Here is a 17,188-nt window from a genome sequence, read left to right as displayed (position 1 = left end):
CCGAAAAAACCCGCCAGCCTTGGTGGGTTTTCTTTTTTCACTTTTATCCGTTAGCCGCTTGTTCTTTACTAATTGACCGACCTATATTACACGTTCGCATCACCTCCCTCTCAGATAACGAAACTTCTAATTAGGTCGCACTTTGACGCTCTATTACTAATAACTGATAGCTTTCTCATTCAGCACATTGATTTTCACCAGTTGATTTTTGATAATAGTTCGCATTATCAAGTAATGAGTAATGCATCAACATGTTCAGTCCAACGTCAGCCACTAGCACTTCTCATCAAAACTGGTCTTCTAGTGCTCCCTCAACTGCTCCTTCTATTTTGTTAGTTGAAGATGATCCCGACCTCAACCTTCAACTCACAGAACTACTCAAAGAGCAAGGTTACAACGTGAGTTCTATGTACAGTGGTGACGATGGAGTAAGCGCATTTCATCAACAAACGTTCGACTTGGTGATTTTAGATGTGAACCTACCTAACCTTGATGGATTTGAAGTGCTCAATGTGATTCGATCTCAGTCGCAAACCCCCGTTGTCATGCTCACCGCTTACGGTGCGGAAGAATATCGGATTCAAGGTCTTAAATGTGGTGCTGATGATTACATTACTAAACCCTGTAACTTCACCGAGGTTAGCTTACGTGTTGAAGCGATACTGCGCCGAACCCAACTGATTCAACAACCTAACTCTGCCACAAAACTCAATGATAGAGAGCTTCTTCTCAGTAAGCAGACGCATTCCGTCACACTTCATCACCGCCCAGAAATGGAACCTGTTCAACTCACACCGATTCAGTTCAAGTTACTTTGGACTTTAATCGAACATCGCGGTGAAGTGTTAAGTAAACCCTTTCTCTATCAGACCGTTCTAGAGCGTCAGTTCAGTCAATACGACCGTGCTCTTGATATGCACTTAAGCCGAGTACGCAAGCGCCTCATCGCAGAGGGAATGTCTAACGACCGCATCCAAACCGTTCATGGCAAGGGATACATTTTTAAATGAAAAAAATGCTGTTTTGGCGGCTATTTATCGTTTTATCCCTTGGAGTGGTGATCTTTTTCTCTCTGATTCATAGTGCTGCCATCCTCTCTAACGAGAAAATGAGCTATTTAAAGAAGTCTCATCGTCAACAAATTTTAGATTGGGGCAATACCGCACAAACCTTCATTGACCAACAAGATTGGCACGGACTTGATGTTTGGCTGGAAGAGCTTGCTATCAAAGAATCAACTTGGGCAACCGTGTTGCAATCCCATCTTGACGTAAAAGGAGGGAACCCGCTCAACCAACGTTTTTGGCAAGGTTATGGAATTGGTCGAAGTGTAGAGTGGAAGATTCACCTCGATTTCCCAGACAACCCAATTATGGAAGTCCCACTCTCTCCATTCGGATACCACTTTTTGATTCTGCTACCAGATCGAATGCGACCGGGAACCTACATGTCTCACGCGTTTTGGTTGTTTCGCTTTGTGATTCCCTTTCTTGCTCTACTAGCACTTACTGTGTATTTGTACCGTTATGTCATGCGCCCCTTGCAGCAGTTTCATCGTGCCAGTCAAGCTTTCAGTCAGGGCGATTACTCTGCTCGTATTGGGCATACCATGAAACTAGGCAACGATGAGATTAGCCAAGTCGCTCGTACTTTCGACAAAATGGCGGAACGAACGTCAGATGTGATTCAGCACAACCGCAACCTTATTGCGGACATGTCACATGAGATACGTACCCCACTCGCTCGAATTGAGATGGCAATTGACTGCGTAGATAAAAATATCGAACGCGAGCAAATGCTAGAACGAATCAAAAGCGATACTCAAAAAATGCGAGCGACCGCCGAAGACACACTGACCCTTGCGTGGATTGAAAATGAGCAACCAAACTTAAGAACCGAGTCGTTTGATCTCGCCGAGCTAATTGAAATCATCGTAGAAGATGCGCGTTTTGAATACCCGGATAAACAGGTTTCATTGCTGCAAGATCATTCTCTTCCTCTACAAGACTCGAACCAAATGGCGCTCAGCCAATCTTTGGAGAACATCATTCGTAACGGTCTGCGATACACACAAACAAAAGAAACGTTAGACATTCGTGTTCTCACCAAATCCAATCATTATCAAATCTTGATTACTGATTCAGGTCCGGGTATCGACCCTAGTCTGTATCGACAAATCTTCAAACCCTTCTTTAAAGCAAATAACCAAGTTACATCCCGAAAAGGCTTTGGTGTAGGTCTTGCGCTCGCCAAGCGCCACATCGAAGCAGTAGGCGGCAAGATCACCGCTTACAACGCAGAACCAAAGGGATTGACGATGGATATTTCATTACCTAAACGACGCTAACTCCAGCTCACTGCAAGGATTGTAACAGTTGTAAAAGTCGTTTACTCAGAGTGTAAGAATCACCAAAATCTCACTCGATAATAATTCTCATTAACAATGGAGGTTACGGTGTCTGCTTCAACCGTATTTAAGCTAAGCCCACTTACCATCGCGCTTTTGGTTGCATCACAAGCGACATACGCCAAGGATGACATCGAAATTGTCGAAGTTACTGGGCACACGCCTGAAGGCGTCGATATCACAATCGATTCCGATCAGCTCGCTAAATCCCAAGCGCAAGACTTGAACGACATTTTCCGTAAAGATGCAGAAGTTAGCGTCGGTGGCTCTTCTGGCGTTTCTCAAAAGGTCTATGTCCGTGGTCTGGAAGATACCATGTTGAATGTATCTATCGACGGTGCGGAGCAATCCGGTAACCTATTCCACCATCAAGGTCGACTCTCTATTGAACCTGAACTTCTCAAGCAAGTTGATGTGAGTGCTGGTACAGGTCGTGCAACAGACGGACCAGGTGCACTCGGTGGCGCGATTAAGTTCACCACTAAAGATGCACACGATCTCCTTGCCGCAGGTGAAACCTATGGTGCGATGCTAAAAGGCGGTTATTACACCAATAATGAGGGTTACAAGGTTTCAGCAAGTTTATACGGAGAAGTCGCTGATCAGCTTGGTCTTCTGGCTTCGTTTGGTTACGTCGACGGCGATAACATCGAAGACGGTAAAGGTCAGGAACAACCCTACACAGCGTTAGAGCAACAAATTGCGCTTCTAAAGCTTTCTGGTCAGTTGAATGACGAACATTACTTATCTATCAGTTACGATTACCGCAATGATGATGGTCGACGTTTAAATCGCCCTCACTTCCAGCCAAGCTTTAAAAATGCGCCTCTCGATCAAGAAACCGATCGTTCTACTTTTACTCTGAATCACAAATACGCAGCAAGCGAATTGTTTAATTTAGACACCACGCTCTACTACACCGATAGTCGCTTAGCTCATAAAGATCACCCCCGCTGGGGCACCAGTGATGGTTCGATCCAGACTACTGGTATAAAGATATTCAACACGAGTAAATTGACTGACCACACTTTGGTCTATGGCTTGGATTACAAGAAAGACAAATCGGAATTTGAAACCAACTACGATGGTAAAAAGGATGATGAAGAAAAAGGCACAGTCTATGGTCTGTTTGTCCAAGATGATTGGATGTTAACAGAAACCATCATTCTAACCGCTGGTGCTCGTTACGATTGGTACGAGTTAACCGATAACAAGGACCAAGACTTCGACTCAAACGGTTTTAGCCCTAACGTAGGTATTAATTACAATGCGTTGGAAGGCTTGAACCTATTTGCTAGTTATGCGGAAGCGTTCCGTGGTCAACAAATCAAAGAACTGTTTGTTATCGATTACCGCGAAAATGACCCAAATCGTAAACCTGAAGAAGCACGCAACTTAGAGCTAGGGGCAAATTACCAATACGATGATTTCTTTGCTGGCGTCACCTTCTTCGATAGCACAATCAAAGACGTGGTAACAAACCAAGGCGCGGTTTACACCAACGTGGGCGATTTGGATAACCAAGGTGTTACCGCTTACTTAGGCTATGCAATTGCTGATGTATCAGCTCGATTGAGTTACAACCAATCCCGTCCAGAGCTAAACGGCACACCGCTTTCTGATGAAGATTCCACATTGGGAACATCGATTGGTGATACTTGGGTACTTGATCTTATCTACCAACCAATGGAAACCCTTGAGTTTGGTTGGAATGCTCGATTTGTTGAACGCTTGACCGATGTAGCGGATCCAACCGTCCATCCAGAAAAGCCAGGCTATGGTGTGCATGACGTTTACGCATACTGGATGCCATTAGCTGATGAAGAACTTTCCTTAACCCTATCGGTGAAGAACGTCTTTGATAAGTACTACTTCGACCATGCCTCATACATGGCATACATCGGAAGCCCAGTAGCACAAGGGTATGCGAGCCCTGGTCGAGACTTCCGATTTAACGTCACTTACGCGTTCTAGGTTCGAGTGAGTACATTGCCATTGACCTAACGATAACAACTCAGAAATCGGGGCGAATTGCTCCGATTTTTGGTATTTAGCGGCGTATTTTGCTTTAATTAACGCAAATTCAATTTACTCAAAATAACTCAATGAATTTACGTTTAATTTTTACACTGTCTATTGCCACTCTATTTGCGGGTTGTGCGACCTATGCAGGACTAAACTACGATAAACTGTTTGGTCCTGAGCAAGTTCGCGAGCGAACCGCAACGATTGATACGCCACAAGCGGATTTCTTTCAACATGACGTCAAACCTATTGTTGATAATCGCTGTGTGGTTTGCCATGCCTGCTACGATGCCCCTTGTCAGCTCAAACTTTCTTCCGTAGAAGGCATAGACCGCGGAGCAAGCAAAGCTTTAGTATATGAAGGCACTCGCCTCACTGCCGCTGCCCCAACTCGTCTATTTGAAGATGCACAAACCACTCAGGAGTGGCGTGACGCTGGCTTCCATCCTGTGCTTAACGAACGTGAGCAGAGCATGGCGGCTAACATGGATGCAGGTCTAATTGCACGAATGCTGCAACAAAAGGAACGTCACCCTCTTCCCGACCAAGTTCAGCTAGAAGGCTTCGATTTTTCTATCGATCGTGAACAAACCTGTCCGACCATTGAAGAATACGCGCAATATGAGCAAGACAACCCAACATGGGGAATGCCTTTTGGTATGCCGAACTTAACTTCAGCGGAGTATCAAACATTGATGCTTTGGTTAAAGAACGGCGCGATCATGAACGCACATGTACCGTTAACCGAGCAACAACAAACAGAAGTAGACAAGTACGAAGCGTTACTCAACAAGGGCTCTCGTAAGAATCAACTTGCTGCTCGTTACATTTACGAACATCTGTTCTTATCTCACCTATATTTCTCTGAATTAGATGGAGAACAACCTCGATTCTTTATATTAGTTCGCTCTGCGACGCCTCCCGGCGAGCCTGTAAAACGCATTACAACACGTCGTCCATATGATGATCCCAAAGTGGAACGCGTTTACTACCGTATTATTCCAGAGCAAGGCACTATCGTGGATAAGACCCACATGCCGTTTGCCTTGAATAAACAACGCATTGATAACTGGGAAAAGTGGTTCATTGATGCCGATTACAAAGTGGCACAACTGCCAAGCTACGAGCCAGAAGTCGCTGCTAACCCAATGACTGCATTCATTGACCTACCAGTGAAATCTCGCTTCAAGTTCATGCTGGATAATGCACAAAACACCATTATGGCTTACATCAAAGGTCCGGTGTGTCGCGGTCAATTAGCATTGAATGTAATTAACGACCGTTTCTGGGTGTTCTTTCTCGATCCAGACAAAGCGGATATTCCCGAGGTGAACGAGTTTTATCGTTCCCAAGCAGACAATTTGAAGCTTCCGGGCGAGTTAGAAAGCAATACCGTACCAGTAACAAACTGGGTGAAGTACTCGCGCCAGCAAGCTCGTTACCTAGAGGCTAAATCAGACTTCATCAACAAATGGTTCAAAAACGGCGAGCATCTTTCTACGGATGTGATTTGGGATGGTAACGGCACCAATCAGAATGCAGCGCTAACGGTATTCCGCCACTTTGACAGTGCATCTGTCGTGCAGGGTTTAGTCGGAGAACAACCAAAAACAGCTTGGGTGCTGGACTATGCCCTACTTGAGCGAATTCACTACCTTCTCGTTGCTGGGTTTGATGTTTACGGCAACTTTGGTCATCAGTTGATCACTCGTATGTTCATGGACTTCCTTCGTCTTGAAGGGGAGAGTAATTTCATTGCCCTATTGCCTGCCGATATGCGTCATCAAGAGCACTCAAGTTGGTACCAAGATCAACCGCGTCAGCTAAGCGACTTCTTGCAGCGTAATGTCGCACCATTTAGCCAACCGACTAGCGTTGTGTACCATACTGACGACCCGAAATCCGAACTGCTTGATATCTTGCGCAAGCAGGTTTCACCTATCCTGTTACCACGTTATGACATTGTAGATACCGCACTAACGGTGGAGAATGAGCAGCAGTTGGCAAGCATCAACCAAGTTCGTGGAGAGGGACTCCAAACTGTGCCGCAAATCACCATGCTGATGGTGCGCAGTAATTCCGGTCAAGATGAGCTGTTTACCCTGCTGCATAATAACGCGCATATCAATATTTCTAGTTTGTTTGATGAAGAAAGTAACCGTGACTTCGCAAACGATGATATGACCATCGTTCGAGGTGTTGTTGGCAGTTACCCAGCTGCGTTTTTCTCAATTAACGAAAATCAGGTAAAAGAATTTGTCGATCAATTTAGTGCTCTAAAATCCGAGTCAGATTACGTTAAGTTACTGGATAATTTTGCGATTCGCCGAAGCTCAGAAAAGTTCTGGCCGTTTAGCGATCGTATCCACGATTGGTATCGTACAAATCAACCGATCGAATTTGGTTTACTTGACTATAATCGTTTTGAGAATCGATGATGATTTAAGGGGGTTCTCATGAGTATCCGAGACAACATTGCCGCTCTCGAGCAACAGATTTACGTTGCTTGCTCAGAGGGGGATTACGATACGGTCAACATGCTTGAGCACCAACTCGAATACTTGCGTGGCAGAATGGAGCATCCGTTCGAAGATGATCCTTATGCATTAGACACTCGGTTTGAGTGGGAAGATGATCTGACCGAATAGAAAAAAACCTCCGGCGTAAACCGGAGGTTTTTGTTTATCGGCATTGATCTGCTTGCTCGAATTTACCTTCTGGCTCAAGCAGGTAGCAAAATAGACGTTTATTCAGCCATCAGGTTATCAAGGGCATGAATCGACTCATCAACTTGCTCTTTTAGCGCACCTTGGTGTGTGGCGTACGCCTCCAATGGCTCAGCGGCAATTTCAACACATTGGCATGTATTCATTAATGCCGTCAGACCTAAACTGCCTGCGCTGCCTTTCAATTTGTGGGCAAGATCTTTCACGCCTCGGCTGTCACCGCTTTCTGAAGACGTTTCCATTTGGCTTAGTACATCAGCGCTGGTTTGTCTGAACAAATCAATGATGTGCAGCATCTTTTCTCTGCCCAAAATCTTCATGTCTGACTGAATCACATTAGGGTTGATGATAACCATTGCTGGCTCCTCTGCTATCGTGTCTGTTGTGACCGCCGATTCGTTGTTGTCGGTCGTTGTTGTTATTTCATTATGTGGGATGCATTCCCCGCTTTGAGGAAGCAGCAACTGTTTGCCATCCAACATATCTTGGATGAGCGCAGCAAGAGCTTCTTTTTCCATAGGTTTTGGTAAGTAGCCATCAAATCCCGCCGCCAAATAGCTTTCCACTTCTTCAGCAAATACATGAGCAGAAACCGCCACCATTGGCGTAGGTGCAAGTGCTTTATCCGCTGGTTTGTTGCGCTCTATGCGTTTAAGGCGGTGGATTAAATCAGCACCGTTACAATCTGGCAAGTTGATATCGACCAGTGCAATGTCGAAATCGTGCTTGTCAATGATCTGCTCCGCCTCTAAGCCATTTTCTGCCATGATAACTTGGTGTCCCATGCTCTCTAAGAAACCTTCCGCCACAACACGGTTTACAGGATTGTCTTCTACTAGCAGAACTTTCGCTTTCACTTTACAACGAGCGCTCGCGATGGAAACCGTCTCTACAGGCTCACTCTCTTCTAAAGGAATGGAGAACCAGAAACGGCTGCCATGTCCTTCATCCGAATCCACATCCAAACGGCCCCCCATTGCTTGAATAATACGGCGGCTAATAGCAAGACCTAACCCGGTACCACCAGTTTGGTTCAAACCGCCTTCAGCTTGTGTAAAGGCATCGAATAAGGTTTTTTGGTCTTTCTTTGCAATGCCAATACCGGTATCCGAGACTTCGAACAGAACTTGCGATTCATCTTCTGGGTTTAAGCTGACATAGATGTCAATCTCACCTTGTTCGGTGAACTTAATCGCATTACCCACTAAGTTATTTAGAACTTGATTGATGCGCGTAACATCCCCTTTCCAGTAACGCCCTACATCACTTTCGATATGGTAAGAGAACAGCAGTTTTTTCTCTTGCGCTTTGCCGTTCATCAACTGGAATGTGTCTTCTATCATTTGGTGCAAGTCGAAACCTAAACTGCGGATCTCCAAATGTCCGGCTTCGATTTTCGAGTAATCCAGAACGTCATTCAAAATCGCCAGCAACGTTTTACCACTGCGGTTGATGATTTCTGCGTAACGCTTTTGAATTGGGTTCAGACCGGAATCAATCAGCAGACGTGCCGTACCAAGCACACCATTCATCGGCGTACGAATCTCATGACTCATAGTAGCAAGGAAGGCAGACTTCGCTCGGCTGGCTTGTTCTGCTTGCTTACGTGCTTTCGCGTGGTTCAACACCTCTTCATTCAAACGGCGGTTTGCTTGTTTCAGCTGAGAAGTTCGTTGCTCAACCAGCTCTTCGAGGTGCTCTTTATGCTCTTCCAATTCACGCTTGGCTTTCGCTTCGCCCTCAGCAACCACCTTGAGGGCTTGCGCCGTATTACGAGCAGTAATGATGGCTTGCCCCATATGCGCCAGCTCATCTTTTCCTTTCACTTCCAGCTCTACCGCTAGGTTGCCCTGCGCAACAGAAAGCAGCGCCGAAGAGTATTCTGTCAAGCGCTTCACGACCGACACGTAAACCACACGCCAAAGAATAAGCACAACAATGATCAAACCAATGATCGAAATGACCGTCAGCGACCACTGCGCAAATTTCAAGGTACTTGTCAGTTGTTCAACTGCAATACGGGTAGTCTGGTTAGAATCATCCACCAGCTTGTTTACGGTGCTGTTTAACTCAGAGAAAAGCTCAAGCGTTTTTTGCATTAGTTGCTGAGACTGCTCGTTGTTCTCATATTGTTGAAGCAAAATGGTGAAGACAACTTGACGTTTACCCAGTTCAGTAAGAAGTTGGCTCATTTGCTCTGAGCGCGTAGGGTCTTCTACCGCTAACACTCGGCGTTTCATGATTTTTAGGTTGTCTTCGAACGCTGTTTGGATCTGTTGAATGCGGTCTACGTTAGTCAGTGTGCGCGCTTCTTCAATTTGGTTGAGCATCTTGAAGGCGAGTAAATGCAGCTCGTGAAGTCGTTCGGTCAGGTCTAGGTCGACTTCCACTAACGCATCTAGCGCTTGATACACTTGATCTTTCTTGTTGGATTCAAGCAAATCATAAATATGCGTCACGTTCGCAACGGCAATGGTACTGGTGTTTTGCACTTGAGTACGCGTAAGTTGCTCCAACTCTTCACTCAATAAGCGCATTTCTTCTACACGCGTATCGATCTCTTTCGCTAGCCAAAGCTTGCGTTCTACCGTGACACCTAACTCAGCCAGGTTGTTAATGACGTTCTGGACGTTATTTTCCAATGCCTCTAGCAATTGTGAATCAAAAGACTCTCCACCCAGCTCTTTGATGTGAGTAAGTAAGGACTCAAGCTGATCAAATAAGACGCGCCCCGCCTCTTTACGCTCCTGTTCGTTTTGCGCATTGGACAACATTTGAACCGATGAAATGATGCGGGTACTGAGCTCTGACACTTGTCGAGCTTCAATCATTGCTGGTATGGCAGCATCTACCACGTTCCTTTCCGTTTTTGCCACCAGAGAAAACCCTGATACACCGATTAATGCTGATAACATCACCAACATTGCCATCGCAATGAAGGACAATAACAGTTTACGACCGATGCTTGCGGTAGCTAGCAACATATTTTCCTGACCTTAATATTCGTGTTCGGCGACATATTACGTTATATTTTGCAGTGTTTACTTAATCTATGCCAACGAACTTCATTTCATGGTTATAAATCAGCGTTCATTTCGCACAATTTTCAAACAATCTGCGCTAGCAATGACACTTTTCGCTTCAGTGCCGAGTTTTGCAGCAGAGAAAATCTGTGCCATTTACCCTCATTTAAAGGATTCATACTGGCTATCAGTAAACTATGGAATGGTTTCCGAAGCGGAAAAACTGGGTGTTAACCTGCGCGTACTTGAGGCAGGCGGTTATCCCAATAAAACGCGCCAAGAGCAACAATTGGCTTTGTGCACTCAATGGGGTGCCGATGCCATTATCCTTGGTACCGTTGATCCACAAGCTTATGAGCACAACCTGAGAAACTGGGTTGGTAATACGCCTGTATTTGCTACCGTAAATCAACTCGACCTTGATGCAGAGCAAACCAAACTGCTTAAAGGCGTAGTTGGTGTGGACTGGTATTGGATGGGCTATGAAGCCGGCAAATACCTTGCAGAAAAGCACCCTAAAGGCTCGGGTAAAACCAATATTGCCCTACTGCTTGGTCCAAGAACGCGTGGTGGTACCAAACCGGTTACCACAGGTTTCTACGAAGCAATAAAGAACAGCGATATTCACATCGTGGATTCTTACTGGGCTGACAATGACAAAGAGTTACAGCGTAACCTAGTTCAGCGTGTTATTGATATGGGCGATATCGACTACATTGTCGGTAGTGCCGTTGCGATCGAAGCCGCGATCAGTGAACTACGCAGTGCAAACAAAACCAAGGACATTGGTTTGGTTTCCGTGTATCTCAGTCATGGTGTGTATCGTGGACTATTGCGTCATAAGGTGTTATTCGCTCCAACCGATAAAATGGTAGAACAAGGTCGTTTGTCTGTCCTTCAAGCGACGCACTATTTGCGTCATCAACCGTATGAAAAACATGCGTCTCCACAGATCAAACCATTGACGCCAAAGACACTTCACGACGATACAATTGAAGAATCGTTATCTCCGTCAGAATATAGGCCGACATTCAGCGTTAAGGCTGTTGATTGATAGGCAAAAAGTGTGTTTTATTGAACCGGAACGACTTTAAAATCATAAAAACGGAAATAACTTGATGCAAAAAACAACTCGTACCATGCCTGCGCACAAACATGTGGCATTGGTTGCCCACGACAATTGCAAACCTGAACTGCTTCGTTGGGTAAAAGAGAACAAAGAAAAGCTACAAAGCCATTTCTTGTATGCGACTGGCACAACGGGTCACATGCTAAGCAAAGAAACGGGCTTAGCGATCAAGAGCATGATCAGTGGTCCAATGGGAGGCGACCAGCAACTTGGTGCGCTGATTTCTGAAGGCAATATCGATGTTCTTGTGTTTTTCTGGGATCCGCTAAATGCTGTACCACATGACCCAGATGTAAAGGCACTACTACGTATTGCAAGTGTTTGGAACATTCCTGTAGCAACGAACCGCGCGACAGCGAAGTTCCTATTCAACTCTCCACTGATCGACCAAGAAGTGGATATTGAAGTGCCAGACTACGACGCATATATAGCAGAGCGCACTTAATTCCTCTGAGCGGATCGACTCGTCACAAATAAAACTCATCACAAGTAAAACAAAGGCGATACTGAGTATCGCCTTTGTTGTAATCAGATAACAGGTATACCTTATCTTGACGTCACGATGGGATAATCACCATTTACCAGCTCTTGAACAAATGAGGACCCTGCTCCCGTGTGCGTGATCCACACTTTTTCCTTCGCACGCGTAATTGCCACATAGAATAAACGACGTTCTTCTGCGTATGGATACTTGTCTTTCGACTCACATAGCGCACCATCAATATGAGCTTGTTTTTTCTTCGCAGGGAATTGCCCTTCGTCCACAGATAGAATAATTACAAAGTCTGCTTCTCTACCCTTACTCGCGTGACAAGTCATAAAGCGAATATCCAAGTTCGGGAATCGCTTCAACCAGTCATCGTATAAGTCTGGTTTGTGGTAATGATTACGTCCTAACAACAACACAGATTTGGTTTTCTTCGCCTGTTGGTTAAGCTGGTCAAGAATCTTCTCAACTTGGTTGCTTGGTGCCGTATGAACGCTTTTCTGCTTACGCTGTTTGTGACTGTTTAGTGTCTTCGGTAATTGCGACGGGTTTTCTTGCACAAAGGTATTTGCTACATCACCAATTTGATTGTTGAAGCGATACGTCGTATCCAAGTGATGCACCGTTGAATGAATGAATCTATCTTGGAATCCTGTCGTCAAATCCACATCTGCGCCCGCAAATTGGTAGATCGCTTGCCAGTCATCACCTACAGCAAACAAGGTTGCACCTGCTTGCTTCTCTGTGGATTCACATAGAGCCTCAATCAACGCCAAGCGATCAGGAGAAATATCTTGGTATTCATCCACCATAATAAAACGCCAAGGTGAACTGAATTTCCCTTTCTTAACGTAATCGGTCGCACGACTGATCATGGTTGGGAAGTCCACTTGATTGGTCTCTTTGAGCATCTTTTGCCACGCACTAAAGCACGGCCAGCAAAGTGCCAACTCACTGTTTAAACGAGTGTAGTCTTGGTGATTAACGAGCTTTTCTTGTACTTGTTTCTTGGTTAAACCAACCGATGCAAGTTGAGACAATTGGTTATCTAACCAAGCAATCAGTTTAGGATTTTCCGAGTGACTGCCGAGCTCATCGTCACCTTTCAAGTACGCAATCGGCCATTTATCTAGATGCTTTTGCCAACGCTTAAAGTTTGTTGGCGTCATCCAATGTTTCTTAAGCCAATCAATGCACCAGGCTGAGCGCTGATTATCATCGAGCGCTAATGGGCTGATTTCGACGGGTTGAGTCTCAACTTGATTTAGGATGCGCAAACCAAGTTGATGGAATGTATTAACGCGAACACTTTCTGCCGCCAAGCCAACTTTTTCGACCAATCGCTCTTTCATCTCTTTGGCAGCGTCACGACCAAAGGCCAGCATCAGCAGCTCTTCTGCCTGCGCTTGATGGCTTTGTAGAAGGTACGCCACACGCGCTGTCAGCACACTAGTTTTACCTGAACCAGCTCCGGCTAGTACCAAGTTATGGTCATCGTTAAGGAGCACCGCATGCTGCTGAGAAAGGTTAAGCGGCGAAGATTCAATTCGGCTAAACAGCACTTCCCAGTTTGGGCGTTCGTTCTCTAGCCATTCATGGTTACGCTCACTCAACGTCTGCGAGGTTTGTGCAAGCCATGGTTCAATCTCCGCCATACGTTTAGGCATGCGCATTTTCGCTTCTGCCAAACTGGTTTTGATTTCAATGAGCTCTTCGTTCAGTTGAGTCACCCAAGACTGCACTTTTGAGTGAGGTAAGTAGGCTGGAAGATGTTTGAGTTGATACAGCTCATCTTCCCACTTGGGTAGATATTCCGCGAGTTTACGACATTGGGTGTTATGCCAATCCTGATACTGACGCACGGCTTCGACCGCAAACTTACGACACTGCGGCCAAGGTAAACCTTGCACAAGCCAGCTTTGTTGCTTGCCATCTTGCTCATGAGCAAAAAACTGAAGTGAGCTCCAGAGAAGACCACGTTTCACGCTAACTTTGCCATTCCAAATCGTAAACGGGATGTGTTCTTCACTACCCACTGAGCTTAATAAAACACTGTTTTCTTTTATTTCGACTTGGTAATACTCATTTTGAATAAAAAACTGTGCTTTATTAGAGGCAGTAAGCTGCATGAAAGGTGCGCCTTTTGATATAGAAGTTCCCGTTTTATATCATTTTAGACCGCTAAATTGTAGCGATGGATGAAGCACAAATCGCCTTCTGTCTGTATTCTTAATTAAAATTCACATTACTGTTGAATTTGTGAACAACGGTATATTCTTTCATCCGTGTAGATTCGTTAAGTCAATGACAAATCTGTTGATTTCCTAAGCAAGTGACGATTTTTATTAAATTAGGTCATAAACGCGCTATAGTGAGTTTGTTAAACTTCTCTCGTTTTCCACCGGCAACGAAAGGCGCATCGTGCAAGCAGCTTTAAAATTCCGCCTCTTTTGGGCAAACAAAACTCTCAACTACAGCATTCTTATTCTGATCACCTTACTAGGCGTCGTGATCCCCGCATGGTACTTCCAGCAAAACACATTAATCACGCCCCTGATTCTAGGTGTCATTGCCGCTGCACTTGCAGAGAGTGATGACAGCTTTACAGGTAGGATAAAAGCCCTCTTTCTCACCTTTATCTGTTTTGCGGTCGCTGCTTTCTCAATAGAGATCTTATTTGATACGCCATGGGCATTTGCGATCGGTCTGTTTATCTCGACGTTCGGCTTCATCATGCTAGGAGCAATCGGACCTAAGTACGCTAGCATTGCATTTGGCTCATTGTTGATCGCCATCTACACCATGCTTGGGGCACATGAGAGTACCAATATTTGGTTCCAACCATTGCTGCTTTTAACGGGCGCTGCGTGGTATTACTTTATGTCGATGATTTGGCAGATGTTTTGGCCAATGCAGCCTGTTCAGCAAAGTCTGGCAACTGTGTTCCTGCAAATCGCCAATTACCTTGATGCGAAAGCCAAGCTGTTTCATCCAGTAACGAACTTAACCCCGCAGCCGATGCGGATTGAAGCAGCAAGATTAAACGCAGCCACCGTAAATGCATTGAATGCTTGTAAAGCAACCCTGCTTAGCCGCTCCAAACGCGGGCATATTGATGGTCCGAGTGACCGCTTCCTCAATATCTACTTTATTGCACAAGACATTCACGAGCGCGTGAGTTCCAGCCATTATCGCTATCAAGATTTGGCGACGGAATTCGAACGCTCTGACGTCTTATTCCGCTTTAAGTATTTGCTTGAGTCTCAAGCCCAAGCTTGCCGCGATATCGCTCATGCGATTCGGTTGGGAAACGAGTACACGCACACTGATCAATCCATATTGGCATTAGCGGAATTACAAAACTCATTGGGTTATTTGGAAGAACAACAGCAAAGTCACTGGAAGCGCTTATTGGCTCAGTTAACGTACCTGTTCAATAACCTTGCGACCGTGGAAAAGCAGCTGAGTAACATCAACAACCCAGATGCTGAACGATTGGAAGAAGACGTACTGGATGACACCAATCCGCACACGCTTAAAGCAATGTGGCAACGCATTTCAGCTAACTTGAACAAGGATTCAATGTTGTTTCGTCATGCCTTACGCATGTCGATTGCGCTTACTGCAGGGTATGGGATCATTCAAGCGTTCGATATTGATCGTGGATACTGGATATTGCTGACCACGTTGTTTGTCTGCCAACCAAACTACAGTGCGACAAGACAGAAGCTTACTGCGCGCGTGATTGGCACGTTAGCGGGCTTGTTGATTGGCGTACCACTGCTCACCTTCTTTCCTTCCCAAGAAAGCCAGTTGGTCTTCATTGTGATATCCGGCGTGATGTTCTTTGCGTTTCGCATCAACAACTATGGTTATGCGACTGGCTTTATCACCTTACTCGTGCTGTTCCTATTTAACCAATTGGGCGAAGGCTACGCTGTGGTGCTCCCTCGCCTTGCAGATACCTTGATTGGCTGTGTGTTAGCCGTTGGTGCTGTTATGGTGATTCTGCCTGATTGGCAATCAAAACGTCTGCATAAAGTCATGTCGGATGCAATCGACGCCAACAAGCAATATCTTGGACAGATCATCGGTCAGTACCGAATTGGTAAGAAAGATAACTTGAGCTATCGAATTGCTCGTCGCCAGGCGCACAATACCGATGCCAACCTCTCTTCAGCCATCAGCACTATGCTGGCGGAACCGGGTAAGTACCGTACAGCCGTGGATGAGAGTTTCCGCTTCCTTACGCTAAACCACGCGATGTTGAGTTACATTTCAGCACTGGGCGCACACCGGACAAGGATTGAGGATGAGTCAATTCACCAACTCGTTCTGGATGCACACCGTTGTATTCACCAGCACCTAGACGTACTGCACCGACAACTGCATCAACACTGTGAAGAATGCGATTTGTCCTCGATCGATGACACGAATTTGGAACAACGATTAAATGAGTGGCGTGATGAAGATGATCATTCTGCACGAATGGTGCTTCAACAGCTTCACCTAATCTATCGCATGTTACCCGAGTTGCATTCACTGGCTTCTAAGTTTGCCGTGCGCGTAAACTGATTAAGAACACTGTTCCAGAGGAGTAGGTTATGATTCTACTCCTTTATGATTAGCAGACTTATTCATAAGAATATTCTTACATGTCATTTGACACCATCTGACATTTCTCGGACAAAAAATCACCACTCAAAATCTAATCTAACCATATTAGAACACTGTTTGATTGTGACCATGAGGGTCACTGAGGTGGGTTGATGAAGGAGAAACCCAAGAAATGTGGGGAGGTCACGATGACTACTCAAGAATTTTATGAATTAAGAAAGAAGATTAATGAACTGACGGCTTCTCAGTTAAAGTCACTTCAAGGTGAAATTAATCTATCCCTTAATAAAAAAGAGAGTCCGCTTCTTTCTTCGGAAGAGCGTGATATGCTTTCAAAACTGTTTGCGTAATCAAACAGTTCAAATAAAGCACTTGCACGAATTATCAACACTTCCTATGCTAACAAAAGCATAACAAGTGAGAGAGTAACCATGCCAGTATCAGGAATACAGTCCGGATATAATATGATTCAGCTATCGCATAAGATGGCTGAAGGTGCTGCGCATGAAATTCAGCAAGACTTCATAAAAGAAAATGATCTCGCCTTCAATAAAGTCGATTTAGTAAAAGGCAACGAACTTGAGTTCAATAAGGCTTCTGATTTGCCTGCTAACCCAATCGAACCCTTGGTAAATCTCACCCAAGCCTCAACCTACAATCGCATTGGTGCTTCCGTTGTTGATAAAAACAACGAAGTCATCGGCAGCTTACTCGATATCCACGTTTAAGCCACTCCTAATTAATACCTGCGAGCAACGGTAATCTACCAGCAGT

The 17,188-nt window shown here is 45.1% G+C and carries 12 protein-coding genes; 10 read left to right on the top strand and 2 right to left on the bottom strand.

Annotated elements, in window-relative coordinates; all coding sequences use genetic code 11:
• Positions 1-251: 251 nt before the first annotated feature.
• The 5 genes from NL647_RS02785 to NL647_RS02765 all read left to right on the top strand — a co-directional run bounded on the left by NL647_RS02785 (position 252) and on the right by NL647_RS02765 (position 7,080).
• Positions 252-1,010, top strand: a complete 759-nt coding sequence (locus tag NL647_RS02785; protein WP_253649587.1) for a response regulator transcription factor — start codon at positions 252-254, stop codon at positions 1,008-1,010.
• Entirely contained in the window at positions 1,007-2,347 is a 1,341-nt protein-coding gene (locus NL647_RS02780; protein ID WP_253649586.1) for a sensor histidine kinase, read from the top strand. Before NL647_RS02785 ends, NL647_RS02780 begins: the two co-directional genes overlap by 4 nt.
• 108 nt (positions 2,348-2,455) lie before the next feature.
• A complete protein-coding gene (locus NL647_RS02775; RefSeq protein WP_017819209.1) occupies positions 2,456-4,381 on the top strand; it encodes a TonB-dependent receptor in 1,926 nt (641 codons plus the stop codon).
• A gap of 131 nt (positions 4,382-4,512) precedes the next feature.
• Positions 4,513-6,870, top strand: a complete 2,358-nt coding sequence (locus NL647_RS02770) for a fatty acid cis/trans isomerase (protein WP_253649585.1) — start codon at positions 4,513-4,515, stop codon at positions 6,868-6,870.
• A gap of 18 nt (positions 6,871-6,888) precedes the next feature.
• Complete coding sequence (locus NL647_RS02765) at positions 6,889-7,080, top strand: hypothetical protein (protein WP_005447215.1); 192 nt, start codon at positions 6,889-6,891, stop codon at positions 7,078-7,080.
• Between the two features lie 98 nt (positions 7,081-7,178).
• On the opposite strand, the gene torS is transcribed toward NL647_RS02765, so the two are convergent.
• The gene (gene torS / locus NL647_RS02760; RefSeq protein WP_005447216.1) at positions 7,179-10,142 is read right to left on the bottom strand and encodes a TMAO reductase system sensor histidine kinase/response regulator TorS; all 2,964 of its coding nucleotides are present in this window, start codon (positions 10,140-10,142) and stop codon (positions 7,179-7,181) included.
• 43 nt (positions 10,143-10,185) lie between these two features.
• On the opposite strand from torS, the gene torT reads away from it, so the two are divergent.
• Together torT and NL647_RS02750 are read left to right on the top strand one after the other, a co-directional pair.
• The gene (gene torT, locus NL647_RS02755; RefSeq protein WP_080573709.1) at positions 10,186-11,235 is read left to right on the top strand and encodes a TMAO reductase system periplasmic protein TorT; all 1,050 of its coding nucleotides are present in this window, start codon (positions 10,186-10,188) and stop codon (positions 11,233-11,235) included.
• A 64-nt stretch (positions 11,236-11,299) separates the two neighbouring features.
• Positions 11,300-11,755, top strand: coding sequence for a methylglyoxal synthase (locus NL647_RS02750; protein ID WP_005447220.1), 456 nt, complete (start codon positions 11,300-11,302; stop codon positions 11,753-11,755).
• Positions 11,756-11,856: 101 nt separating this feature from the next.
• On the opposite strand, the gene helD is transcribed toward NL647_RS02750, so the two are convergent.
• Complete coding sequence (helD, locus tag NL647_RS02745) at positions 11,857-13,926, bottom strand: DNA helicase IV (protein ID WP_005447221.1); 2,070 nt, start codon at positions 13,924-13,926, stop codon at positions 11,857-11,859.
• Between the two features lie 292 nt (positions 13,927-14,218).
• On the opposite strand from helD, the gene yccS reads away from it, so the two are divergent.
• From yccS to NL647_RS02730, 3 genes are all read left to right on the top strand, one after another.
• Positions 14,219-16,372, top strand: coding sequence for a YccS family putative transporter (yccS, locus tag NL647_RS02740; protein WP_017188884.1), 2,154 nt, complete (start codon positions 14,219-14,221; stop codon positions 16,370-16,372).
• A gap of 230 nt (positions 16,373-16,602) precedes the next feature.
• Positions 16,603-16,764 (top strand): hypothetical protein, encoded by a 162-nt coding sequence (locus NL647_RS02735; protein WP_009697258.1) that lies wholly within the window; start codon positions 16,603-16,605, stop codon positions 16,762-16,764.
• 114 nt (positions 16,765-16,878) lie between these two features.
• Positions 16,879-17,142: a hypothetical protein gene (locus NL647_RS02730; RefSeq protein ID WP_047515514.1), complete on the top strand. Its 264-nt coding sequence runs from the start codon at positions 16,879-16,881 to the stop codon at positions 17,140-17,142.
• Positions 17,143-17,188: the final 46 nt, after the last annotated feature.

The organism is Vibrio sp. Y29_XK_CS5 (genome assembly GCF_024181835.1).
Classification (GTDB): domain Bacteria; phylum Pseudomonadota; class Gammaproteobacteria; order Enterobacterales; family Vibrionaceae; genus Vibrio; species Vibrio harveyi.
Note: the sequence above shows the minus strand (reverse complement) of the source record. Positions and strands in the feature narration are given on the sequence as shown.